This window comes from Mesobaculum littorinae, from assembly GCF_004011175.1.
Classification (GTDB): domain Bacteria; phylum Pseudomonadota; class Alphaproteobacteria; order Rhodobacterales; family Rhodobacteraceae; genus Tranquillimonas; species Tranquillimonas littorinae.
In genome coordinates, this window is sequence record NZ_RQXX01000002.1 from 340,206 (window position 1) to 363,294 (window position 23,089).

General features: G+C 69.3%; 22 protein-coding genes. 13 read left to right on the top strand and 9 right to left on the bottom strand.

Annotated features, from left to right (window positions below):
• The first annotated feature begins 12 nt into the window (after positions 1 to 12).
• The 5 genes from EKE94_RS06370 (at position 13) to EKE94_RS06390 (ending at position 4,855) form a co-directional block, all read left to right on the top strand.
• Positions 13 to 804 carry a cytochrome c oxidase subunit 3 gene (locus EKE94_RS06370; protein WP_127905768.1) on the top strand — a complete coding sequence of 264 codons (792 nt, stop codon included), beginning with the start codon at positions 13 to 15 and terminating at the stop codon, positions 802 to 804.
• A gap of 133 nt (positions 805 to 937) precedes the next feature.
• The gene (locus EKE94_RS06375; RefSeq protein ID WP_127905769.1) at positions 938 to 1,621 is read left to right on the top strand and encodes an SURF1 family protein; all 684 of its coding nucleotides are present in this window, start codon (positions 938 to 940) and stop codon (positions 1,619 to 1,621) included.
• Positions 1,621 to 3,012 carry a threonine synthase gene (gene thrC, locus EKE94_RS06380; protein WP_127905770.1) on the top strand — a complete coding sequence of 464 codons (1,392 nt, stop codon included), beginning with the start codon at positions 1,621 to 1,623 and terminating at the stop codon, positions 3,010 to 3,012. Before EKE94_RS06375 ends, thrC begins: the two co-directional genes overlap by 1 nt.
• Complete coding sequence (locus EKE94_RS06385) at positions 3,009 to 4,271, top strand: M16 family metallopeptidase (RefSeq protein WP_127905771.1); 1,263 nt, start codon at positions 3,009 to 3,011, stop codon at positions 4,269 to 4,271. The genes thrC and EKE94_RS06385 overlap by 4 nt, the downstream gene beginning before the upstream one ends.
• Complete coding sequence (locus EKE94_RS06390; RefSeq protein WP_127905772.1) at positions 4,271 to 4,855, top strand: GNAT family N-acetyltransferase; 585 nt, start codon at positions 4,271 to 4,273, stop codon at positions 4,853 to 4,855. The genes EKE94_RS06385 and EKE94_RS06390 overlap by 1 nt, the downstream gene beginning before the upstream one ends.
• 142 nt (positions 4,856 to 4,997) lie before the next feature.
• On the opposite strand, the gene EKE94_RS06395 is transcribed toward EKE94_RS06390, so the two are convergent.
• Positions 4,998 to 6,281, bottom strand: coding sequence for a cation:proton antiporter (locus EKE94_RS06395; RefSeq protein WP_164870848.1), 1,284 nt, complete (start codon positions 6,279 to 6,281; stop codon positions 4,998 to 5,000).
• A gap of 199 nt (positions 6,282 to 6,480) precedes the next feature.
• On the opposite strand from EKE94_RS06395, the gene EKE94_RS06400 reads away from it, so the two are divergent.
• The 3 genes from EKE94_RS06400 to EKE94_RS06410 are packed head-to-tail and all read left to right on the top strand — an operon-like array spanning position 6,481 to position 9,878.
• A complete protein-coding gene (locus EKE94_RS06400) occupies positions 6,481 to 7,377 on the top strand; it encodes an MBL fold metallo-hydrolase (RefSeq protein ID WP_127905774.1) in 897 nt (298 codons plus the stop codon).
• A gap of 46 nt (positions 7,378 to 7,423) precedes the next feature.
• Positions 7,424 to 9,499 (top strand): FAD-binding oxidoreductase, encoded by a 2,076-nt coding sequence (locus tag EKE94_RS06405; protein WP_127905775.1) that lies wholly within the window; start codon positions 7,424 to 7,426, stop codon positions 9,497 to 9,499.
• Positions 9,480 to 9,878, top strand: a complete 399-nt coding sequence (locus tag EKE94_RS06410) for an MliC family protein (RefSeq protein WP_127905776.1) — start codon at positions 9,480 to 9,482, stop codon at positions 9,876 to 9,878. The genes EKE94_RS06405 and EKE94_RS06410 overlap by 20 nt, the downstream gene beginning before the upstream one ends.
• A gap of 251 nt (positions 9,879 to 10,129) precedes the next feature.
• Here EKE94_RS06410 and EKE94_RS06415 read toward each other — a convergent pair whose 3' ends face one another.
• A complete protein-coding gene (locus EKE94_RS06415; RefSeq protein ID WP_127905777.1) occupies positions 10,130 to 11,755 on the bottom strand; it encodes an alpha-glucosidase family protein in 1,626 nt (541 codons plus the stop codon).
• 111 nt (positions 11,756 to 11,866) lie between these two features.
• On the bottom strand, positions 11,867 to 12,406 hold the full coding sequence (locus EKE94_RS06420; protein WP_127905778.1) for an adenine phosphoribosyltransferase: 540 nt from the start codon (positions 12,404 to 12,406) through the stop codon (positions 11,867 to 11,869).
• A 200-nt stretch (positions 12,407 to 12,606) separates the two neighbouring features.
• Between EKE94_RS06420 and EKE94_RS06425 the strand changes: the two genes are divergently transcribed.
• Entirely contained in the window at positions 12,607 to 13,209 is a 603-nt protein-coding gene (locus EKE94_RS06425) for a class I SAM-dependent methyltransferase (protein ID WP_127905779.1), read from the top strand.
• 67 nt (positions 13,210 to 13,276) lie between these two features.
• Here the strand turns inward: EKE94_RS06425 and EKE94_RS06430 are convergent, their stop codons facing one another.
• On the bottom strand, positions 13,277 to 14,152 hold the full coding sequence (locus EKE94_RS06430; protein ID WP_127905780.1) for an S-methyl-5'-thioadenosine phosphorylase: 876 nt from the start codon (positions 14,150 to 14,152) through the stop codon (positions 13,277 to 13,279).
• Positions 14,153 to 14,645: 493 nt separating this feature from the next.
• Here EKE94_RS06430 and EKE94_RS06435 point away from each other — a divergent pair, with 493 nt between their 5' ends.
• Positions 14,646 to 16,220: a SulP family inorganic anion transporter gene (locus EKE94_RS06435; protein ID WP_127906305.1), complete on the top strand. Its 1,575-nt coding sequence runs from the start codon at positions 14,646 to 14,648 to the stop codon at positions 16,218 to 16,220.
• Between the two features lie 49 nt (positions 16,221 to 16,269).
• Here the strand turns inward: EKE94_RS06435 and EKE94_RS06440 are convergent, their stop codons facing one another.
• Complete coding sequence (locus tag EKE94_RS06440; protein WP_127905781.1) at positions 16,270 to 16,872, bottom strand: flavin reductase family protein; 603 nt, start codon at positions 16,870 to 16,872, stop codon at positions 16,270 to 16,272.
• A gap of 117 nt (positions 16,873 to 16,989) precedes the next feature.
• On the opposite strand from EKE94_RS06440, the gene EKE94_RS06445 reads away from it, so the two are divergent.
• The 3 genes from EKE94_RS06445 (at position 16,990) to EKE94_RS06455 (ending at position 19,087) form a co-directional block, all read left to right on the top strand.
• Positions 16,990 to 17,532: a GNAT family N-acetyltransferase gene (locus tag EKE94_RS06445; RefSeq protein WP_127905782.1), complete on the top strand. Its 543-nt coding sequence runs from the start codon at positions 16,990 to 16,992 to the stop codon at positions 17,530 to 17,532.
• Positions 17,533 to 17,628: 96 nt separating this feature from the next.
• Positions 17,629 to 18,108, top strand: coding sequence for a hypothetical protein (locus EKE94_RS06450; RefSeq protein WP_127905783.1), 480 nt, complete (start codon positions 17,629 to 17,631; stop codon positions 18,106 to 18,108).
• 190 nt (positions 18,109 to 18,298) lie between these two features.
• Positions 18,299 to 19,087 carry an EcsC family protein gene (locus EKE94_RS06455; protein WP_127905784.1) on the top strand — a complete coding sequence of 263 codons (789 nt, stop codon included), beginning with the start codon at positions 18,299 to 18,301 and terminating at the stop codon, positions 19,085 to 19,087.
• Between the two features lie 35 nt (positions 19,088 to 19,122).
• On the opposite strand, the gene EKE94_RS06460 is transcribed toward EKE94_RS06455, so the two are convergent.
• Genes EKE94_RS06460 through EKE94_RS06475 form a run of 4 tightly spaced genes read right to left on the bottom strand, consistent with a single transcriptional unit; the run spans position 19,123 to position 22,995 of the window.
• A complete protein-coding gene (locus EKE94_RS06460) occupies positions 19,123 to 19,926 on the bottom strand; it encodes a heme ABC transporter ATP-binding protein (protein WP_127905785.1) in 804 nt (267 codons plus the stop codon).
• Positions 19,923 to 21,011 carry a FecCD family ABC transporter permease gene (locus tag EKE94_RS06465; protein ID WP_127905786.1) on the bottom strand — a complete coding sequence of 363 codons (1,089 nt, stop codon included), beginning with the start codon at positions 21,009 to 21,011 and terminating at the stop codon, positions 19,923 to 19,925. Before EKE94_RS06465 ends, EKE94_RS06460 begins: the two co-directional genes overlap by 4 nt.
• Positions 21,008 to 21,907 (bottom strand): heme/hemin ABC transporter substrate-binding protein, encoded by a 900-nt coding sequence (locus tag EKE94_RS06470; RefSeq protein ID WP_127905787.1) that lies wholly within the window; start codon positions 21,905 to 21,907, stop codon positions 21,008 to 21,010. The genes EKE94_RS06465 and EKE94_RS06470 overlap by 4 nt, the downstream gene beginning before the upstream one ends.
• The gene (locus tag EKE94_RS06475; protein WP_235855918.1) at positions 21,904 to 22,995 is read right to left on the bottom strand and encodes a hemin-degrading factor; all 1,092 of its coding nucleotides are present in this window, start codon (positions 22,993 to 22,995) and stop codon (positions 21,904 to 21,906) included. The genes EKE94_RS06470 and EKE94_RS06475 overlap by 4 nt, the downstream gene beginning before the upstream one ends.
• Positions 22,996 to 23,089: the final 94 nt, after the last annotated feature.

Consider the following 23,089-nt stretch of genomic DNA (forward strand, 5'->3'; position numbering starts at 1 on the left):
GAGGGACCGCCGATGGCGCACGAGAAAAACCACGACTACCACATCCTGCCACCCTCGATCTGGCCTCTGCTCAGTTCGGTCGGGGCCTTCGTTATGCTGTTCGGCGCCGTCAAGTGGATGCACGACTCAGGGCCCTGGCTGTTCCTGATCGGTCTGGCGCTGGTGCTTTACACCATGTTCGCATGGTGGTCCGAAGTCGTCGCCGAATCGAAGATCGGCGACCACACCCCGGTGGTGAACATCGGCCTGCGCTACGGCTTCATCCTGTTCATCATGTCCGAGGTGATGTTCTTCTCGGCGTGGTTCTGGTCGTTCTTCAAGCACGCCATCTACCCGATGCAGCAATTCTCGGAAGGTCAGTGGCCGCCCCCGTCGATCGAAACCTTCGATCCCTGGCACCTGCCGCTGATCAACACGCTGATCCTGCTGTGCTCGGGCGCCGCCTGCACCTGGGCGCACCACGCGCTGGTGCATGAGGATAACCGCAAGGACATGGCCTCGGGCCTGATCATCGCGGTGCTGCTCGGCCTGATCTTCACCGTGTTCCAGGCCTACGAATACAGCCACGCGGCCTTCGGCTTTGCCGGCAACATCTACGGCGCCAACTTCTTCATGGCGACGGGCTTTCACGGCGCGCACGTGATCATCGGCACGATCTTCCTCTTCGTGTGCTACCTGCGCCTGCGCATGGGCCAGTTCACGGCCGAAAAGCACGTGGGCTTCGAAGCCGCCGCCTGGTACTGGCACTTCGTCGACGTGGTGTGGCTGTTCCTCTTCGCCTCGATCTACATCTGGGGCGGCTGACGGCCCGGCGCGGTGGTGCACGCGATGCAGCCCGGTTCGGGCCTGACACGCGCCGCGCCCGCCCGACGACAGATCCATAAGGCCGCCGCCCGCTAGCGGCGGCCTTTCTCTTTTCAGATCCCAGGAGACTGCGATGACCCGTCGGATCCTGCTGCCATGTCTCGCGGGTGTGCTCGGCGTGGCGATCCTCCTCTGCCTCGGCATCTGGCAGGTGCACCGGTTGGAGTGGAAAACTGCGATGTTGGCCGACATCACGGCACGCATCTCCAGCGCGCCCGTGGACCTGCCCCAAGACCCCGACCCCGAGGCCGACCGCTACCTGCCGGTGCGCGTGCCGGGGCAATTCACGGGCGAAGCGCTGCACCTTCTGGTGTCGGTCAAGCAGGTCGGCGCCGGCTACCGCATCGTCGAGGCGTTCGAAACCGACACAGGCCGTCGCATCATGGTCGACCGCGGCTTCGTCCCGAACGCCGAAAAAGACGCGGACCACCCCGCCGCGCCGGGCCCCGTCGGGGGCAACCTGCACTGGCCGGAAGAGACCGACAGCTTCACGCCCGAGCCCGAGCTCGACCGCAACATCTGGTTCGCCCGCGACGTGCCGCGCATGGCCGACGCGCTAAAGACCGAGCCGCTGCTGGTCGTCGCCCGCGCCGACACGGGCGGCGGCGTCACGCCGCTGCCGGTGGGGACCGAGGGCATTCCCAACGACCACCTGGGCTATGCAATCACGTGGTTCTCGCTCGCCGCGATCTGGGCGGGGATGACAGGGTTCTATCTGTGGCGTATCAGGCGCGGGTCCGGAAGAGGGGAAGACTGATGCGTTACGTGTCGACGCGGGGCCGCGCGCCCGAACTCGGCTTCGAAGAGGCGATGCTGGCGGGACTTGCGCGTGACGGCGGGCTCTACGTCCCCGAGACCGTTCCGCAACTGGGGCCCGAGGCCTTTGCCGCCATGGCGGGCCTGCCCTACGAAGAGGTCGCGCTTCGCGTCCTGCGCCCCTTCGTCGGCGACGACCTGCCCGAGGCCGAGCTGCGGGACGCCATCGCCCAGGCCTACGCCGCCATCGCGCACACCGCCCGCGCGCCCATGGTGCAGCTGGCGCCGGGGCACTTCCTGCTTGAGCTTTTCCACGGGCCCACGCTGGCCTTCAAGGACTTCGCGATGCAGCTGATCGGGCAGCTTTTCAGCCGCGCGATGCAGAAGCGGCAGGACCGCATCACCATCGTCGGCGCCACCTCGGGCGATACCGGCTCGGCAGCGATCGAGGCTTTCCGGGGCCTGCCGCGGACCGACGTCTTCATCCTCTTCCCCGAGGGCCGCGTGAGCGAGGTGCAGCGCCGCCAGATGACGACGCCGGACGAGGCCAACGTGCATGCCATCGCGGTCAAGGGTGATTTCGACGATTGCCAGGCCCAGGTGAAGGCGATGTTCAACGATCACGCCTTCCGCGACGAAGTGGGGCTCTCGGCGGTGAACTCGATCAACTGGGCGCGGGTGCTGGCGCAGGTTGTCTATTACGTGACGGCGGCGGTGGCTCTGGGCGCGCCGCACCGGGCGGTGGACTTCACCGTGCCCACGGGCAATTTCGGCGACATCTTCGCGGGCAACATCGCCCGGCGCATGGGGCTGCCCATCGGGCGGCTGGTGATCGCCACCAACCGAAACGACATACTGCACCGCACCTTCGCCACGGGGCGGCATGAAAAGGAAGGCGTCGAACCCACGATGTCGCCGTCGATGGACATCCAGGTCAGCTCGAACTTCGAACGCGCGCTCTTCGAGGCCTACGGGCGTGACGGAGGCGCCGTGTCGCAGCTGATGGACGAGCTGCGCGACAAGGGCGGTTTCGGCGTCAGCCAAGGCGCGATGGAGGCCCTGCGCGAAACCTATGCCTCGGGCCGTGCGTCCGAGGAGGAGACCCGCGACACCATCCGCCGCATCCATGCCACGACGGGCGAGATTCTATGCCCGCACAGCGCCGTCGGCGTGAAGGTCGCGGAAGAGCACCTGGACCCCGCGCGCCCGATGGTGACGCTCGCCACCGCGCACCCCGCCAAGTTCCCCGACGCTGTCGAGGCCGCGACGGGCCTGCGGCCGGGGCTTCCAAAGCGGATGGCGGATCTTTATGACAGGCCCGAGCGGGTGACGCCGGTCGACAACGACCTCGTCGCCCTGCAAGACCTCATCAGGGAGCGCCGCACCACGTGACCGTCAGACTCCACACGCTCGACAACGGCCTGCGCATCGTCACCGAAACCATGCCCAGCCTCAAATCCGCCTCGGTCGGCATCTGGGTCAATGCAGGAGGGCGGCACGAGCGGCCCGAGCAGAATGGCATCGCGCATTTCCTCGAACACATGGCCTTCAAGGGCACGACGACCCGGTCCGCGCTGCAGATCGCCGAGGCGATCGAGGACGTCGGCGGCTATATCAACGCCTATACCAGCCGCGAGATGACGGCCTATTACGCGCGTGTCCTGCAGGCCGACGTGCCGTTGGCGCTGGACGTGATTTCGGACATCGTGCTGAACCCCGTCTTCGACGACAACGAGATCGAGGTCGAGCGCGGCGTGATCCTGCAGGAAATCGGCCAGGTCCTGGATACGCCCGACGATATCGTCTTCGACTGGCTGCAGGAGGTCGCCTATCCCGACCAGCCGCTGGGGCGCAGCATCCTGGGCCCCTCGGACCGCGTCAGCGGCTTCTCCAAGTCCGACCTCGCGACCTTCGTCACCGAACGCTATGGTCCCGACCAGATGATCCTGGCCGCCGCGGGGGCGGTCGATCACGACGCCATCGTCGCGCAGGCGAAAGAGCTTTTCGGCGACCGGCCCGGGCGCAGCTCGGGCGCGCCCGAACCGGCCGCCTTCATCGGCGGCGAGCGGCGCGAGTCGCGGGCGCTGGAGCAGGTGCATTTCGCGCTGGCGCTCGAGGCGCCGGGCTACCGCGAGCCCGGTTTCTATACCGCGCAGATCTATGCATCGGCCCTGGGCGGCAGCATGTCGTCGCGCCTGTTCCAGGAACTGCGCGAACGGCGTGGGTTGTGCTACTCGATCTTCGCCCAGTCCGGAGCCTATTCCGACAGCGGCATGATGACCGTTTATGCCGGCACCTCGGCCGACCAGATCGGCGGGCTGGCCGAGGTCACGATCGACGAGATCCGCAGGTTCTCGGGCGACCTGTCCGAGGCCGAGGTCGAGCGCGCCCGCGCGCAGATGAAGGCGGGCTTGCTGATGGGGCTGGAAAGCCCGTCGTCGCGGGCCGAGCGCCTGGCGCGGTTGATTTCTATCTGGGGCCGGGTGCCCGAGCTGGACGAGACCATCGCGCGCATCGACGCCGTCACGCCTGACGACGTGCGCCGCTTCGGCACCGGCATCACCCAAGCGGGGCGCGCGGCGCTGGCGCTTTACGGGCCCTGCGACAACGCACCGGGGCTGGGGGCCCTGACGGACAGGCTTGCCGCCTGATGCTGTCGGCGCGCCGGCGGGTCCGGATAGAGACCGAGCGGATGACCCTGCGCGCCCCCCAGCACGCCGATTTCCGGCCATGGACCGAGCTGCGTGTCCAGTCCGCTGATTTCCTCAAGCCTTGGGAGCCGACCTGGGCGCCCGACCACCTGTCGCGAAAGAGTTTCACCAACCGCGTCTACTGGGCGCAGAGGGCGATCACGAACGGCACGGCGCTGCCGCTGTTCCTTATCCGGCGCGAGGACGACGTGCTGCTGGGGGCGATCACGCTGGACAACATCCGGCGCGGCCCGGCGCAGACCGGGACGACCGGCTACTGGATCGGCGCGCGCTTCGCGCGGCAGGGCTACATGCGCGAGGCGATCGACGCAGTGGTCCACCATGCCTTCACGGTCATGGACCTGAGCCGCATCGACGCCGCCTGCCTGCCGGAAAACGCAGCCTCGCGCGGGGTGCTGGAGCGGTGCGGCTACAAGTATGAAGGCGTGGCGCAAAGCTATCTTCAGATCGCCGGCCGGTGGCGCAACCACGTGCTTTACGCCAACCTGCGCGCCGACCGGCGCGGCCGGGCGCAGACAGGCTGACCCGGGGCCGGGCGAGCGGTGAAGGCGGGGAGCCGCCTGAGCGCGGTTTGGCGACAGGGCAGGGGGCATCCTGCCCCCTCTTCGGCCCGAGGGGCCGAATTCACCCCCTGGGAGTATTTTCGAAGAGAAGAAAGACCCCAGGTCAGTCCGCGGCGGAGGCCTTGCCGCGGTGGTGGCCGATGCGCGTGGGAAAGGGGAAGACGGGGCGGTCCTCGGGCGCTGTGTCGCGCGCGGCAATCCATCGGGCATAGGCGCGGGCGGCGGGCGCGGCCGAGGCGCCGTGCAGGATCACGCTGCCCGCGACGGTGAGTAGGATCGCGGGGGCCAGGTCGCCTCCGAGCTGGACGCCGTCCTCTTCCAGGATCAGCAGCAGGTAGAGGATCGAGGCCAGGCCGCGCGGTCCGAACCAGCCCAGGAACAGGGCCGTGACGGGACGCAGGCGCGTGCCTGTCAGTGCCAGCGCCACCGGCACCATGCGCAGCACGGTAAGGGACAGCGCGGCATAGACGACATGGCGCCAGGTAAGCGTGTCGAAGGCCGTGGGCAGCAGAACCGCGCCGAATAGCAGGAACACCACGAGGCTTAGCAACTGGCCCTCGGTTTCGCCGAAATCCTCGAGCGCGTCGAGCACGCGGCGGGTCGAGGTGGCGACCGCCATGCCGGCGGCAAAGGCGGCGATGAACCCGTTGCCATGCGCGAGCTCGGCGCCGCCATAGGCCAGGAGCGCCAGTGACAGGACCGCGATCTGCAGAAAGACCTGGTTCATCAGCCGCGCCTCGGCCGCGGCGTTGATCGCCCGGACCCCCAGCCAGCCCACGGCAATCCCGACCGCGGGCCCCACCAGCAGCTGACCCGCGATGAAGAGGCTCCATCCGCCTGCGCCGCGCCCCTCGACGGCCTCGAAGGCCAGGCTTAGGACGATCAGCAGGACGGGAAAGGCCAGTCCGTCGTTCAGCCCGGATTCGACGTTCAGCGCCTGGCGCACCCGCTGCGGGATGGCGCCGTTCGTCACGACCGCCTGGCCCAGCGCCGCGTCGGTCGGGGCGAGGATCACGCCCAGCACCGCCGCCTGCCAGAGGCCCAGGCCGGGAAAGATCCACCATGCCGCAAGCGTGCCCAGGACCATCGTCATGGGCAGGCCGATCGCGAGAAGGCGCAGGGGGACGTCGTGATCGCGGCTGAGCCGGGTGACGTCGATCCGCGCGGCATCGGTAAAGAGAACGAGGACCAGCGTGACCTCGGCCAGCATGTGAAGCGCGGAGTTGCGGACGGGGAAGGCCACGAGATCCAGCACCGCCTCGCCCAAGACGAGCCCCATGGCGGTAAAGACCATGGGTCCGGTCAGCGACCCCGATTCGCCGCGTCGCGAGACGAGCGCGTAGCCAAAGACGCCCAGGGCGATGATGAAGAGGTCCGATGGCGCCATGACAGGGGGCAATCTGTGGCGCAAGCCGGACGAGGGAAGGGGCATTGGCCGAAAACCCGCGGGTTTTTCGATCCAAAGCCGGGATGCCTGCCCATCCAACCGCCCGCGCAAACGTGATCGCCCCCGGGGGATGGGACAGGCAGGGGGCGGCCGTGGCGTGCTAACCTAGGGGGAAGTCATCGGATCCGAGGGGCCCGCCATGCCGCGCCTTCGTTTGACACGCGTCGGGATTGCCGCCGCCCTCTACGCGTCCGCGACGCGAACTGCCGTGCGGATCGGCGGGATATGCGTCGCGCTGTCCCTCGGGCTCGGTGCACCGGCGGTCGCGCAGGACAGCCGCGTCAGCCACTGCATCGCCATCGCGGAGGCGGCGCCGGGGCTCGATTATCTGCACAAGGCTTCGTGGCGCGATCCCGTGCCGGACGACGAGGTGCGGATCAGCTATCTTGACCACTCGATGATGCTGATCCAGACGGCCGGCGGGCTTTCCGCCGTCACCGACTATGCCGGGCACCTCGGGTCCGCCGATCTGGTTCCCGACGTGGTGACGATGAACCACGCGCATTCCAGCCACTGGACCGCCAGCCCGGACGCGCGCATTCCGCATGTGCTGCGCGGGTGGGGCGACGGGCGGACGCCCAACCTGCATCACCTCGACCTGGGCGAGATGCTGGTGCGCAACGTGCCCACCGACATCCGGTCGACGTGGGGCGAGGGGGTCGAGCGCTACGGCAATTCGATCTTCGTGTTCGAGGTGGCGGGGCTTTGCATCGGGCACCTGGGTCACCTGCACCACGAACCGACGCCTGAACAATACGCGGCCCTGGGCCGGCTCGATATCGTGATGGCGGCGGTGGATGGCGGCATGACCATGGACCTCGACACGATGACGGCCATCCTCGGGCGGCTGAGAAGCTCGATCGTGATCCCGATGCACTGGTTCGGGGCCGCAACCCTCGACCGGTTCCTGGATCGGATGGCGGGCAGCTTCGAGGTTCGGCGCGATGGCGTCACCAGCCTGACGGTCGGATTGCGCAGCCTGCCCGCCCGCCCGACCATCGTGGTGCTGGAACCGCGGCTTCTGGCAGGGGACTAGCGCGGCGGCGCTTGCGCGGCCGGGCGCCCCGGTTATCTATGGCGGCATGACACAGGACCTGACGCCCGACCTGAGCGACGCGCTCGCCCGCCTGCTGCCGGCCGACACCCTGCGCCCGGCCGAGCCGCGCTATCTGGAAGAGCCGAGGGGCAAGTGGCGGGGCCGCGCTGCGATGCTGGCCCTGCCGCGGAACACGGACGAGGTCGCGACCATCCTGCGCTTTGCGCATGACCATGCTGTCCCCGTCATTCCCTATGGCGGCGGTACCGGGCTGGTGGGCGGCCAGCTGACCGGTGCCGGCGCGCCGATCGTCGTGTCGGTGGAGCGGATGACGCAGGTGCGCGCGGTGTACCCGGATGAAAACGTGATGGTGGTCGAGGCGGGCGCCGTGCTGGCCGACGTGCAGGCCGCCGCGGCCGAGGGGGGGCGGCTTTTCCCGCTGTCCCTGGCCTCTGAGGGGTCGGCCCGGATCGGCGGGCTTCTGGCGACGAACGCGGGCGGCGTCAACGTTCTGCGCTACGGCAATGCCCGCGACCTGTGCCTGGGGCTGGAGGCGGTGCTGCCCGACGGGCAGGTGATGCACGGGCTGCGGCGCCTGCGAAAGGACAATACCGGCTACGATCTGAAGAACCTGCTGATCGGGGCCGAGGGCACGCTGGGCCTGATTACCGCGGCCAGCCTGAAGCTGGTCCCGCAACCGGCCCGCCGCGGTGTCGCGCTGATCGTCGTGGACAGCCCCGAGGCGGCGCTGCGGCTGCTCACCCGGACGCAGGCGCTGGCGGGCCCGGGCCTTTCTGCGTTCGAGCTGATTTCGGGGCAGGGGCTGCGCTTTATCGAAGAGACGCAGACCCCCGCGCGCCAGCCATTCGAGACGATCCCCGGGTGGATGGCGCTGATCGACCTCGGGCTGCCAGCCAGCCTCGACCCCGACGCGCTGCTGGAAGAGGTGTTCGCCTGGGCCTTCGAGGAAGGCGTGGCAAGCGACGGGGTCATCGCGCAGAGTGACCAGCAGCGGCAGGACCTGTGGACACTGCGCGAGTCGATCCCCGACGCGAACCGCAAGATCGGGGCGATTGCCTCGCACGACATCTCGGTCCCGATTTCGCTGATCCCGGGGTTCCTGGCGCGGGCGGATGCAGCGCTGGACGGGTTCGACGTGCGGATCAACGCCTTCGGACATCTGGGCGACGGCAACCTGCACTACAACGCCTTCCCCGCGCCGGGCCGGACGCGGGATGCCTATGACGCCGCGCAGATCAGCCGCGTGGTGCATGATCTGGTCCACGACTTCGAGGGCGCGTTTTCCGCCGAGCACGGAGTTGGGCGGCTGAAGGTCGCGGATCTGGAGCGCTATGGCGATCCCGCCCGGCTGGCAGCGATGCGGGCGATCAAGGCCGCTCTCGATCCGCGCGGCATCATGAACCCCGGCGCCGTACTGCGGCTGCCCGACGCGCCTATCGACGGCGCACCCGCTGACGACGCACCCGCTGACGACGCACCCGCTGACGACGCACCCGCTGACGACGCACCCGCTGACGACGCACCCGCTGACGACGCACCCGCTGACGACGCACCCGCTGACGACGCACCCGCTGACGACGCACCCGCTGACGACGCACCCGCTGACGACGCACCCGCTGACGACGCACCCGCTGACGACGCACCCGCTGACGACGCACCCGCTGACGACGCACCCGCTGACGACGCACCCGCTGACGACGCACCCGCTGACGACGCACCCGCTGACGACGCACCCGCTGACGACGCACCCGCTGACGACGCACCCGCTGACGACGCACCCGCTGACGACGCACCCGCTGACGACGCACCCGCTGACGACGCACCCGCTGACGACGCACCCGCTGACGACGCACCCGCTGACGACGCACCCGCTGACGACGCACCCGCTGACGACGCACCCGCTGACGACGCACCCGCTGACGACGCACCCGCTGACGACGCACCCGCTGACGACGCACCCGCTGACGACGCACCCGCTGACGACGCACCCAGTGACGACGCACCCAGTGACGACGCACCGACTGCCGTGGCGCCCACCGAAGGCGCGCCCGCCACGCCCGACCACCCCGAAGGAGACCGCCATGACCCGCCCACGACATAGCGCCCGACTGGCGCTTTGCGCCCTCAGCTGCATCGCCCCCCTCACCACGACGGCCAGCCTTGCCGCGACGGGCGATTTGGCGCTGTCGCTTTCCCTGCCGCAGGATGACCGAACCACCGTCATTCCGGCTGACTACGACTGCGACCAAGGACCGGACCTGTCCGTGCGCTACATCAACGCCGGAGCCAACAGCCTTGCGCTGATCCCGGTCGAAGGCGCCGAACTGGTCTTCGTGCAGACGCTTTCGGCCTCGGGCGCCCGCTACGTCTCGGGGGTTTGGGAGTGGTGGTCGAAGGGCGATGGCGCCACTTTGCGGAACCTCACCGACGACAGCGCGCGCAGCTGCACGGCACGGGACGCGGGCGTCGCCGACGACTGACAGGGGCGCGCCACCTCGGCCTTTCCCTTCCCGGTGCCTCGTCCCCTTGCCGCATGCCCTTCCGCTGGGGCACGCGGCTGCCAAGGCCGAGGTTGGGCAGGCCGTTTTCACCCCACACCGATCATCCCGCGCGCCGTTCCTGCGACAGCGCGATGCCTGGCGGGCAGCGCGCCCGGAGCCCCGGCATAAGGGAAACGCCGGTTCCACGCGCGCTTTCTTCGCCCTGCCTCAGGCAACCGGGGCAATCCGCGTCAGACCCTGCGGAAAAAGGCGATCCCGTAGGGCGGCAGCTGACCCTCGACAACGCCGGTCTGCGGCGCGTCCTCTTCTGGCACCCACCCCTCGGGCGCGGTCCATTCGGCGGGCGCGTTCGACAGGTTGAAGACGCAGAGCACGGTTTCGCTGTCGTTCTCGCGCGAAAAGGCCAGCACCGTTTCGGGCCCAGGCGCACAGTCGAGGCTGCCGCAGCGCATCGCGTGCCGCTCTTGCCGCCACGCGAAAAGAGCCTTGGCGAAATGCAGCGTCGTGCCTTGCGTGCCGTCCTGCGCGGCGACCGACAGCGCGGCGTGGTCGGGGCCCACGGGCAGCCACGGGGTGCTTTCGGAAAAGCCGAGCGCCTCGCCCTCGGACGTCCATGGCATCGGCGTGCGCGATCCGTCGCGGCCCTTGTAGTCGGGCCAGAAGGCCAGCCCGTAGGGGTCGACGATGGCTTCGAAGGGCAGGTCCACCTCGGTCAGGCCCAGCTCTTCGCCCTGGTAAAGGATCACCGATCCGCGGATCGACACCAGCACCGCCAGCACCAGCCGCGCGACGGCGGCGGTATCGCCCGTCAGGTGATCATGCGCGGCCCAGCGCGTCACGGTCCGTTCGACGTCGTGGTTGCCGAAGGCCAGCGTCGGCCAGCCGCCATTCATCTCGTTGGCATAGCGGTCGATCAGCTTGCGCAGGTTCGGTGCCGTGGGCAGGGCATTCAGCAGCTGGAAGGTATAGCAGGAGTGCAACCGGTCTTCGCCGTGGGAATACTTGGCGGAGACGGGAATGGAATCGACATCGCCGACCTCGCCCAGCAGGAAGCGGTCGCCGTAGTCGTCGGTCAGCGCGCGCAGGCGTTCCAGCAGCGGCAGGATATGCGGCAGGTCCCGGTCGTACTTGTGGTTCTGCATCCGGAAGGGCGAGCCCGGGGCACCGCCCACGTCGATGCTGTCGCCGTCTTCTAGGGGCGGGTTGTCGCGAAGCTCCGGGTCCACGACCAGCGCGGGGATCGCGTCCAGCCGCAGCCCGTCGACGCCCTTGTCCAGCCAGAACCGGCATTCGCCCAGCATCGCCTCCACGACCTCTTCGTTGTTCCAGTTCAGCGCGGGCTGGGAGGACAGGAAGTTGTGCAGGTAGTATTGCTTGCGGGTATGGTTCCAGCTCCACGCGGGGCCGCCGAAGACCGACAGCCAGTTGTTGGGCGGGTTGCCGTCGGGCTTTGCGTCGCGCCAGACGTACCAGTCGGCCTTGTCGTTGTCGCGCGACGACCGGCTTTCGGCAAAGAAGGGATGCTGGTCCGACGTGTGGCACAGCACCATGTCGACCATGACCTTGAGCCCGAGGTCATGGGCCCGGGCCAGCAGGTCGTCGAAATCCTCGTTGCTGCCGAACATCGGGTCGACCTGCCGGTAGTCGGCAACGTCGTACCCGAAATCCTTCATCGGCGAGAGGAAGAAGGGCGAGATCCACAGAGCGTCGACCCCGAGGCTGGCGATATGCTCCAGTTTCTCGGTGATCCCCGGCAGATCTCCGATGCCGTCGCCGCCCGTGTCCCGGAAGGACCGGGGATAGACCTGATAGATCACCGCGCCCCGCCACCAGGGGTCGCCCTTCGTTGCCGTCATACTGATCGCCTCACTCGTCCCGTTTCACATAACCCATCGTGTCGGCGGCTCAGCTAGCGCCTCGGTAAGGGGCGGCAAGACAGGGGCGCGGGCCGGGCGCGGCGGGGGCGATTACGCGCCCGCGAACTCGCACAGGATGTGGACGGGGTGGCCCAGGTCCTCGAGGATACGGCGCCCGCCCAGCTCGGGCAGGTCGACGACGAAGGCACAGCCCATGACCTGCGCCCCGAGCCGGGACAGCAGCTTCAGCCCGGCGGCGGCGGTGCCGCCGGTGGCCAGCAGGTCGTCGACCAGCAGGACCCTTGCACCGGGGGCGATGGCGTCGTCGTGCACCTCGACCGTGGCTTGCCCGTATTCCAGGGCATAGTCCTCCGAGATCGTCCGCCCGGGCAGCTTGCCGGCCTTGCGGATCGGCAGGAACCCGGCGCCCAGCCGGTCGGCCATGGCGCCCCCGATGACGAAGCCGCGCGCCTCGATCCCGGCAATCATGTCGATATCGGCGTCGCGGTAGGGCGCGACCAGCTCATCGATGCAGCGGCGCAGGCCCTGCGGGTCGGCGAAAAGCGTGGTCACGTCGCGAAACATGATGCCGGCATGCGGAAAATCCGGGATGGTGCGGATGTAGTCCCGCACGGGGGTGGCATCGGTCATTGCGGGGAAATCTCCTTGGGGTCGGCCGGGCCCGGCGCGGGACCAGCACGGGGGCAGTCTCGGGCGCGCCCCTCATGGCAAGAACCCGCGGAGGGATCAAGCGACAGGCGCGGCCCGGTCGGGGCGTGCCGGCCTGGAAATGGGCGCTGGCGGGCATTGGTCGGGCAATGACGGACGTTGCAGGCAGGATCGGTGACAGGATGGCAGACGCGGCAGACGGGATCATCGACCTTTATCGCCGTCATGGCGCCGCCTGGGTGGCCGCCCGCGGTGCGGTCCTGACCGAAGGCATGTGGCTGGACCGGTTCGCGGGCTTGCTGGGGGCGCGGGCGCGGGTCCTCGACATCGGGTGCGGCGCCGGCGTGCCCATCGCCCGCGCCATCGCCGACAGGGGGCACGAGGTGACCGGGGTCGCTTCCGCGCCCGGCATGATCGCGCTGTTCCGCGCGAACCTTCCCGGCGCTGCGGCCTACGTGGCGGACATGCGGGGCCTCGATCTGCGCGCCCGCTTCGACGGGCTGATCGCGTGGGACAGCTTCTTTCACCTCGATCGCGATGCCCAGCGGACCATGTTCGCCATATTCCACAGGCATGCCGCGGCCGGCGCGCCGCTTCTCTTCACCAGCGGTCCGGCCGAGGGCGAAGTCATCAGCACGCTGGAGGGCGAGCCGCTGTTCCATGCCAGCCTCGATCCCGGCGAATACCGCCGCCTGCTGGACAAGGCGGGGTTCGACGTGATCGCCCATGTCGCCGAGGACCCGCAGTGCACGGGGCACACGGTCTGGCTGGCCCGCCGCAGGTGATCGCGACGGGCGGGGGCGATGGGCGCGACAAAAGGTTGGCCCGGGTCCGTGACGCCCCGGCCCGGAGCTAGCCCAGGACCCGGCCCGCCACCGCGTCGAGCCTGGCCAGAAGGTCCGGGTCACGCTTGTCGGGCGCGGTCATCAGCGCAAATTCCAGCGCCCGGTCGCAGCCATGCGGGCAGGGGGCGCGGTCGGCGCCCAGAAGAGCGGGCAGGCGGCGGACCAGTCCGCGACCCTTGTCGGCGTTGCCCGTCAGGATGCGGATGATGTCGTTGATGTCGACCGCGCCGTGGTCGGGATGCCAGCTGTCGTAGTCGGTGATCATCGCGACCGAGGCATAGCAAAGCTCGGCCTCGCGGGCGAGCTTGGCCTCGGGCATGTTGGTCATCCCGATCACGTCGGCGCCCCAGGCGTCGCGGTACATCTTCGACTCGGCCATCGACGAGAACTGCGGCCCCTCCATCGCCAGATAGGTGCCGCCGTCGTGCACCTTGATGCCTTCGGCCCGCGCGGCCTCGACACAGGCGGCACCGAGGCGCGGACAGGTGGGATGCGCGACCGAGACATGCGCCACGCAGCCCTTGCCGAAGAAGCTTTTCGCCCGGGCGAAGGTGCGGTCGATGAACTGGTCGACGACGACGAAATCGCCCGGCGCCATCTCTTCGCGGAACGACCCGCAGGCCGAGACCGAGATCACGTCGGTCACGCCCAGCCGTTTCAGCGCGTCGATATTGGCGCGGTAGGGCACGTCCGACGGCGCATGCACGTGGCCCCGCCCGTGCCGCGGCAGGAAGGCCATCGCCATCCCGTCCAGCCGCCCGGTCAGGATCTCGTCCGAGGGCGCGCCCCAGGGGCTTTCCACCGCCCGCCATTCCGCGTCCTGCAACCCGTCGATCTGGTAAAGCCCCGATCCGCCGATCACCCCGATCATCGTGTCCGTCATGTCCGGTCCCATCCTGTCCTGTCGCGCGGCAACCTAGGGCAGACCAAAGGGAAGAGGGAAGAGCCCCGTACACCGCACGCCGCAGCTGGGCCGCGGCTGGATCGGGGCGAGGGTCGCGCGGCATCGGGGCGTGTCGCTGGGGCCCGTCGCCGCGTGCGAAAGCTGCGTCACCGCGGCGCGCGCGGACCGTGTGGAGCGCGGAACGGAGCGCGCCACGGACGGCGTGGATCAGGCCCGGGGGCTTCGGGATGGACGCGTCAGGGCATGAGCGCGCAGCCCCACGCAGGGAGACGCAGGTCGGCGGCGCCGGGGGGGCTGCGCTGCGGCGCAAATGCACCTATGCGTTGCGGCCGACGCCGCATCCCGCTAGGGGGCGGTTATATCCGGCGCCGGCCTGTGTTATGGGCTGGGGCAAATCGCACATCCCGAACAGACAGGACTCACGCTCTTGGCCAGATCGCTGCTGGCGGGCATCGCCCCCTCTATTTCCCGAATGAACCTGAAGAGCGACCTGACGCCCGCGCAGGCCAAGACCGACGTGCTGTCGGGATTGACCGTGGCGCTGGCGCTGGTGCCCGAAGCGGTGGCCTTCGCCTTCGTGGCGGGCGTGCATCCGCTGGTGGGGCTTTACGCCGCCTTCATCGTCGGGCTGATCACCGCCTGCATCGGCGGCCGCCCCGGCATGATCTCGGGCGCGACCGGCGCGCTGGCCGTGGTGATGGTCGCGCTCGTCGCGCAGCACGGGGTCGAATACCTCTTTGCCACCGTCGTGCTGATGGGTGTCCTGCAGATCGCGGCGGGGATCTTCCGGCTGGGCAAGTTCATCCGGCTGGTGCCGCACCCCGTGATGCTGGGCTTCGTCAACGGCCTGGCGATCGTCATCTTCCTCGCCCAGCTCAGCCAGTTCCAGGTGCCCGGCTCGGGCGAGGCGTCGGGCCATGGCGTGGGCGGCGGCGAGTGGCTGTCGGGCTGGCCCATGGTGCTGATGCTGGCGCTGGTGGCGCTGACCATGCTGATCGTCTGGGGGCTGCCCAAGATTACCAACATCATTCCCGCCCCGCTGGCGGGCATCGGCATCGTCGCGATCCTCGTCATCGCGCTGGGCCTCGACGTGCCGCGGGTGGGCGACCTGGCCTCGATCCAGGGCGGTCTGCCGTCGTTTCACCTGCCGATCGTGCCGCTGAACTGGGAAACGCTGCAGATCATCCTGCCCTATTCGCTGATCCTTGCCGCCATCGGCCTGATCGAAAGCCTGCTGACGCTGAACCTCGTGGGCGAGATCACCGGGAAGCGCGGCGGCGCCAGCCAGGAATGCGTGGCGCAGGGCATCGCCAACTTCGTCACCGGGTTCTTCGGCGGCATGGGCGGCTGCGCGATGATCGGCCAGTCGATGATCAACGTGAAATCTGGCGGACGCACGCGGCTGGCCGGCATCTCGGCCGCGCTGTTCCTTCTGGCCTTCATCGTGGTCGCCAGCCCGATCATCGAGCTGATCCCGCTGGCCGCTCTGGTGGGCGTGATGTTCATGGTGGTGATCGGGACCTTCGCGTGGAATTCGTTCCGCATCCTGCGCAAGGTGCCCGTTACCGACGCCTTCGTCATCGTGCTGGTGACCGCCGTGACCGTGGCCTACGACCTGGCGACGGCCGTGGTGGTCGGCGTCATCGTCTCGGCGCTGGAATACGCCTGGACCAACGCCACCCGGATCCACGCCCGCACCTACCGCACGCCCGAGGGCGCCAAGGTCTACAAGGTGCAGGGTCCGCTGTTCTTCGGGTCCGCCGCAGGGTTTGGCGAGCTGTTCGACATCGGTCACGACCCCGATCTGGTGATCGTGGATTTCGAGGGCAGCCGCGTCGCCGACCAGTCGGCCCTGACCGCGATCGAGGCCATCGCCGCGAAATACGAGGCCGCGGGCAAGCGGGTTCAGCTGCGCCACCTGAGCGCCGACTGCCACCGTCTTCTGCACCGCGCGGGCCAACTGGTCGTCGAAAGTGACGATGACCCCGCCTACGGCGTCGCGGTGGATTACGACGTGCGCACGGGGGTGCTGGGCGCGGGGCACTGACCCCCCCGCTCAGCCCTCGCGCCCCCGGGCGCGTCTCGCCGCGGCCGGATCAGTCGGGCCGCGGCATCGCGAAGACCTCGGTCACGCTGGCGTAATCCTGGTAGCCCAGCCGCGACAGGGGCTGGTAGCGGGTCACGTCGAAGATCCCGTCGACAAGGCAATCGTCGCGCAGGTGCACGCCCACGACCTCGCCGATGGTGAGGAAATTGGCCGCGCCCTTCAGCGTGACGATCTGGGTCAGGCGGCATTCCAGCGCGGCGGGCGCGCCCGACACGCGCGAACAGGGGATCGTCTCGCAGTCCTCCCGGCCCAGCCCAGCCCGGTCGAATTCGTCGGTGCCGCGCGGATAGCTGCCAGAGCTCGCATTCATCGCCTCCTGCATCTGCGTGCCCACGATGTTGACGCAGAACACCCCCGTCTGGCGGATGTTCGACAGGCTGTCCTTGGTCCCGTCGCGGTCGGGCTTGGCCCCGATCGAGGCAAAGACGACCTGCGGCGGGGTGTAGGCCACGGCGTTGAAAAAGGAGTAGGGGGCGAGGTTCTCGTCCCCCGCCTCTCCGCGGGTCGAGATCCAGCCGATGGGCCGGGGCGAGATCACTGCGTTCATCGGGTTGTGCGGCAGGCCATGGCCCTCGTGCGGTCGGTAGAACATGCGCGTCCCTCCTTAGATGTCCGGGCCCGCCCTCGCGGCAGGCGTTTGTCGGTGATTACCGTCCATGCTAGGGGCGTGCCAGCCGAATGAAACGGGGCAGGCGGGGCGGGAAAGCGGATGATCCGGCTTGAGGAAGAGCGGGCGGAGGACCTTTGGGAGGTCGAGGCGCTCTATGATCTGTGCTTTGCCCCGGGGCGCGAGGCGCTGTCGTCCTACCGGCTGCGCGACGGGGTGGCGAAGGTGCCGGACCTGTGCCTGACCGCCCGCGACGAGGCGGGCATACTGGGCGCCGCGATCCGCTACTGGCCGGTCACCATCGCCGAGCCGCAAAGCGCCGAAAAGGGCGACGTCGATACCCCGCGGGCATGGCATGCCCTGCTGCTGGGGCCCGTCGCGGTGCACCCGACCCGTCAGGGCGAGGGGCTGGGCGCGCTGCTGATCAACGAAAGCCTTGCGCTGGCCCGTGGAACCGGCTGGTTCCGGGCCATGCTGGTGGGTGACGCGCCCTATTACGCGCGATTTGGCTTTACCCGGCTCGCTAAGGTCGAGATGCCGCCGCCGACCAATCCCGAGCGTGTCCTCGGCCTCGATCTCGTGCCGGGCGCTTGGAGCGGCGTGCGCGGGCAGGTGGGACGGAGCACCCTGAACGAATTCGTTTGAATTAGCCGTTTTTCCGAGGAACCAATCCCTGTCGCGGATGTTGGAGCACCATATCCAACAGCGCATTACGCGCACCACGGAAGACGGAGTTACATAATGAAAAAGTTCATGATTGCCACCGCCCTCGTCGCTGCTACCTCGACCGGCGCCGCCTTTGCGCAGGAAAACGACGGCCAGCTGCGCGAACTGGTGTCGACCGAGCTTGAGACCATGGAACTTGGCGTCGACGTCGATGCGCTGCCGAACAGCGCCGTCAGCCAGCTGCACCTGATCCTGACCAGCGACATGAGCGAGAGCCAGCAGAACAACCGCGTCCGCGGCGTTCTGGAAGACTACGGCATGAACTTCTCGAACGGCATGATGTACGAAGACGACGGCAGCACCATCGCCGTGACCGTCCCTTCGAACCAGCTGCGTGCCCGCGTCGCGAACGAACTGGCTTTCTATGAAGCCGGTGCCGAAGCCGACGTCGCCACCATGTCGAACGAGCAGGTTTCGGAGCTCTACCTCATCCTGACCAGCACGATGGACAGCTCGGAAAAAGAAAACCGCGTCCGCGGCGTTCTTGCTGAGTAATCGGATCCGACCTTCGGGTCTTTAAGGGGTCGCCCTCGGGCGGCCCTTTTTTCGTGTCCAGACGGTAATGGACGGCGAGCCGGCTGTCATGCGGGCGTCGCCCCGACGGGCCCGGCATCCTTCCGCCTCTCGATGTATCGCGGGATCGCCACACCTTGTGCGCCGGCCCGCATGCGCCCATCTTGACGGCATGGATGACCACCGCACCTCAGACACCTCTGGCCACGACCGCGCGCTGCCCCCGGATCTCAGCGCTGAGGTCGAGGCGCTCGCGACCCGCTTCCGCTCGGCTGACGGGCTGGGAATGCAGGTGCTCAACCTCATCGGCGGCCGGGCCGAGGGGCTGATCGAGCGTCTGCCGGTATCGGTACGCGACCGGATCGACGATGCGACTCAACGCGCGCTGACCATCGCGTCGGAGGCTGCGCACAGGTCGCGCGGACGGGTCGGCGACGGCTCGGACTGGCTGAACAGCGCCGTGACCACCGCGATGGGCGCCGCGGGCGGCTTTGGCGGCCTGCCGACCGCCCTGACCGAACTGCCGGTGACCACGACCGTCCTTCTGCGCGCGATCCAGGGCATTGCGGCCGAGCATGGCTTCGACCCCGCCGATCCGCGCGTGCGCATGCAGTGCCTGCAGGTCTTTGGCGCCGCGGGCCCGCTGGCGCGCGACGACGGGGCGGATATCGCCTTTCTGTCGACCCGGATTACCCTGACCGGGTCGACGATCCATGGTCTCATAGCGAAGATCGCCCCGCGTCTTTCGGCGGTGCTGGGCCAGAAACTGGCGGCGCAGACGGTGCCCGTGCTGGGCGCGGTGGCGGGGGCGGCGACGAATTACGCCTTTACCAGCTACTATCAGGAAATGGCGCATGTCTATTTCGGCCTGCGTCGGCTGGCCCGCGATGCCGATGTCCCGGTCGAGGATCTGCTGGCCGAGTTCCGGCTGGCCCTGACCCCGCCGACCGAGATCGGCTGATCTCCAAGATACCCGACGCTCGGCACCTTCCTACGTCAAAGGCCAGCTTCCCCCGGGCCGCCCGCGGCCTGCGGCAGCAGGTAGACGGCGCCGCCCGCGGGGGGCGTGTTGAGCCGCAGGCGGCATCCGTAGGCGCGCGACAGGCGGTCGTCGGTCAGCACCCGGGCCGGCGGACCTTGGGCGTCGCACCGGCCGTCGGTGATCAGCGCGACGCTGTCGGCGAACATCGCGGTCAGGTTCAGGTCGTGCATCACCGCCACGACCCCTCCGCCCGCATCGGCATAGTCGCGCGCCAAGGTCATCACCTCGATCTGGTGCCCGATATCGAGGCTTGCCACCGGTTCGTCCAGGAACAGCCACCGCGCGCGGCCCTCTGGCGTCACCGGGGTCCAGACCTGCACCAGCACCCGGGCAAGGTGGACGCGCTGCTGTTCGCCGCCTGACAGGTGCTGGTAGTACCGCCCCTCGAACCCGGCCAACCCGACACGGGCCAGCGCGTCGTGCGGAAGGTGGCGCTGCGCGGCCTCAAGGCCGTCGATCAGCCCCAGGCGCACCACCTCGAGCACCGTGAAGGGAAAGGAGAGGCTTGCCGCCTGGGGCAGGACCGCCCGTCGCGCGGCCAGCTCGGTGGGCGGGATCGCGGCCAGCTCGCGGCCGTCCAGCGTGATCCGGCCGCGATGGGCGACGTCGCCTGTCAGGGCCTTGAGCGTGGTGGACTTGCCCGACCCGTTCGGCCCGACGATGGCGGTCAGCGCGCCGGAGCGGGCGGTGAAATCGAGCCCCCGCAGGATCGGGCGCCCGCCCGCCTCGACCGTCAGGTCACGTGCGATCAGCGTCACAGGTCCAGGACCCCGCGATTGCGCAGCAGGATCCACAGGAAGAACGGCCCGCCCAGCGTGGCGGTGACGATGCCGATGGGCAGCTCGGCCGGCGCGATGATGCTGCGCGATACCATGTCCGCGGCGACCAGCAGGCTTGCCCCCAGAAGCGCCGCGTTGGGCAGAAGGTAGCGGTGATCCGGGCCGGTCAGCAGCCGCAGCAGGTGCGGCACGACGATCCCGACGAAGCCGATCCCGCCCGACACCGCGACGGCCGCTCCGGTCGCGCCCGCGACGGTCAGGATCGCGGTGTTCTTCAGCCGCTGCACCGGCACGCCCAGGTGCGCCGCCGACGCTTCTCCCAGGGCCAGCCGGTTCAGCCCGCGCGCCATCGCCGGGGCAAGGACCAGCGCCGCCCCGATCAGGGGCGTCGCGGCAAGGACCTTGGTCCATGTGGCACCGGCGAGCGATCCGAGCCCCCAGAACGTCAGGTCCCGGAGCTGCGAATCGTCGGCGATGTAGACCAGCATGCCCGACACGGCGCCCGCCAGCGCCCCCATCGCGATCCCGGCCAGCAGCATCACCGCGACCGAGGTGCGCCCGCCCCGCGTCGAGACGCGGTATAGAAGCAGCGTGGTCGCCCACCCGCCGAGGAAGGCGGCGACAGGCACCACATAGTGCCCCAGGTAGACGGCCAGCCCGGCGGGCAGCAGCCCGCCCAGCACAATGGCCGCGATCGCGCCCAGCCCCGCGCCGGCACCGACCCCGACCAGCCCCGGGTCGGCCAGAGGATTGCGGAACAGTCCCTGCATCACCGCCCCCGAAACGGCGAGGCCGGCGCCCACCAGCATCCCCAGCGCAAGGCGCGGGAGACGGATGTCGAAGAGGATCACCCGCTCGGTCGCGTCCAGCGCATCGCCCCGGGCGAGGGCCGAGAGAGCCGCGCCGAAGGACGCGCCCGACGCCCCGGTGGACAGCGACGCCACCGCGGTCAGCGCCAGCAGCGCGGCAAGGGTGATCATCACCACCCGTGCGCGGACCTCGCGGTCGCCCGGGCCTGTCCGGGCGGCGGGCAGGGGAAGGGGGAGGATGACGGACAGGCTCATTCCGCGTCCGCCACGGTCTGTGCCAGCGCCTCGGAAAGCCGCTCGACCGCGTCCGGCGTGCGCGGGCCGAAGCCCAGAAGCAGCAGGCCATCCATGCGCACCACCGATCCGGTGCGGGCTGCGGGCGTGGTCGTCAGGGCAGGGTGCGCGAAAAGCGCGTCGTCATCGGCGGCATGGTCGCCCGAACGGTCCATCATCAGGATCACCTGCGGCGCCGCGGCGGCCAGCGCCTCGTCCGTCAGCGGCTTGTAGCCCGCAAAGGCGGTGACGGCGTTCTGACCGCCGGCGAGGTCGATGATCCCTGCGGCGGCGGTGTCGCGCCCCGCCGCCAGGATGCGCCCGCCCTGGATCGACAGGATGAACAGCACCCGCGGCGGGGTGTCGCCCGTCGCCGCACGGGCGCTGTCGCGGGCGGCGGTCAGCCGGTCGTCGATGTCGCGCACCAGCGCCTCACCCGCTTCATCGAGGCCCAGGGTGGCGGCGACGATGCGCACCTTGTCGGCCACCGCCTCGGTGTCGAAGCCCTCGGGCACCTCGACGAAGGGGACCGAGGCGGCGCGCAGCACCTCCAGCGTTTCGGGCGGGCCGCTGCCCTCTTCGGCGATGACGAGGTCGGGCCGGGTCGACAACACGCCCTCGGGCGAGAGCGCGCGCATGTAGCCCACGTCGGGAAGTTCCTCGACCCGCGGCGGGTAGGACGAGGTCGTGTCGCGCGCCACCACCCGGTCGAGCGCACCAAGGGCCGCGATGATCTCGGTCACAGACCCGCCGACGGACACGATGCGCCGCGCCTCGGGGTAGCTTTGCGCATGGGCCGCGGCGGCGAAGGCGATGCCCAGCAGCGCCCCGGCAAGCGCGAGGTGGATGCGGGCGAGGGGGCTTGCAAGGGGCATCATGCCTCCAACGCGTGGGTGGTCGCGGGCAGGGCGCCCAGCAGGGTGGCAAAGGCGCGGCCCTCGGGGTCGGCGTCGTCGCGGCGGGCAAAGATCTGCAGGATCAGCCCGCCCTCGGCGTCGAAGCATTCAAGCGACAGGGCCGGTCCGCGTTTCGTCGGCTTGGTCACGCGCCAGATCTCGGCGATGCGGTCGCCACGCAGGTGCAGGTTGAACCCGGGGTCGAGGATGTTGAACCACGGCTCCACCGTCTTGGGCGTGCCAACCGGGCCGCCGTGGATCTGGATGCAGCCGCGATTGCCGACGAAGATCATCGCCGCGGTGCCGCTGGCCGCCAGCGCGGTGACCAGCGCCTCGGTCGCGCCGGGGGCCAGGCGTTCGGCGCGCGGCGCACCGGCCAGGCGGTAGGCGCCCAGGCGATTCATCCGCAGCTTCGACGTCAGCCTCAGGAACTGGTGGGTGTCGGTCATCCGGTCCCACTCGGCCAGCAGGACATCGCGTTTCTCCGGCACCGACTTGGCCGCCTCGACCGGGTCGCGCGGAACAAGGTCGAGGTGGTCGGTCATGTCCTCGGTCGCAAGGTCGGTCACCAGCGCCGCAAAGGCGTCTGCGTCCGAGCCGTCGCGCAGGTGGATCTTGTGCACGGCGTCGCCCGCGGCGTCGAAGACCTGGATCGACCGGCGCAGGCGGCCGTTCTGCTCGGTCTCGACCGCGAAGGCGTGGACCCAGTGGCGCGGAAAGATCCGCAGGTCGATCTCGCCCGACAGCACCATCGCGGCATGCTGGCCCGGGACATAGGCATCGTAGACGCCGATCTTTTCCGAGACCGCGTGGTCGTTGCGCGTCAGCCCCATCACCGGCCCCAGCGCTGTGAGCCGCGGGATCAGCCGGTCCGGGGCGGGGTCGATGCGCGTCGCGCCGTCGCCCACACGCGCGGCGACAAGCTCGGCCTCGCGCAGGCCAAGCTCTTCTGCCATGTCGCGCGGCCGCCTGTGGGCTCCGACCGGGGCGGCGTGAAGGCCAGTGCGCGAGGTATCGGCAGGTGGGGCAGGCGTGGTCGTGGCGAAAGGCGGCATTATCGGGTCTGCCATGGGGCCAGTCCTTCTGATCGATCGTAAGCGATTGAGGATGCTGGCGGTCAGGGGCGCTGTCCGCGCGACCGACCTGCTGGCGCTGCGGCGCGGA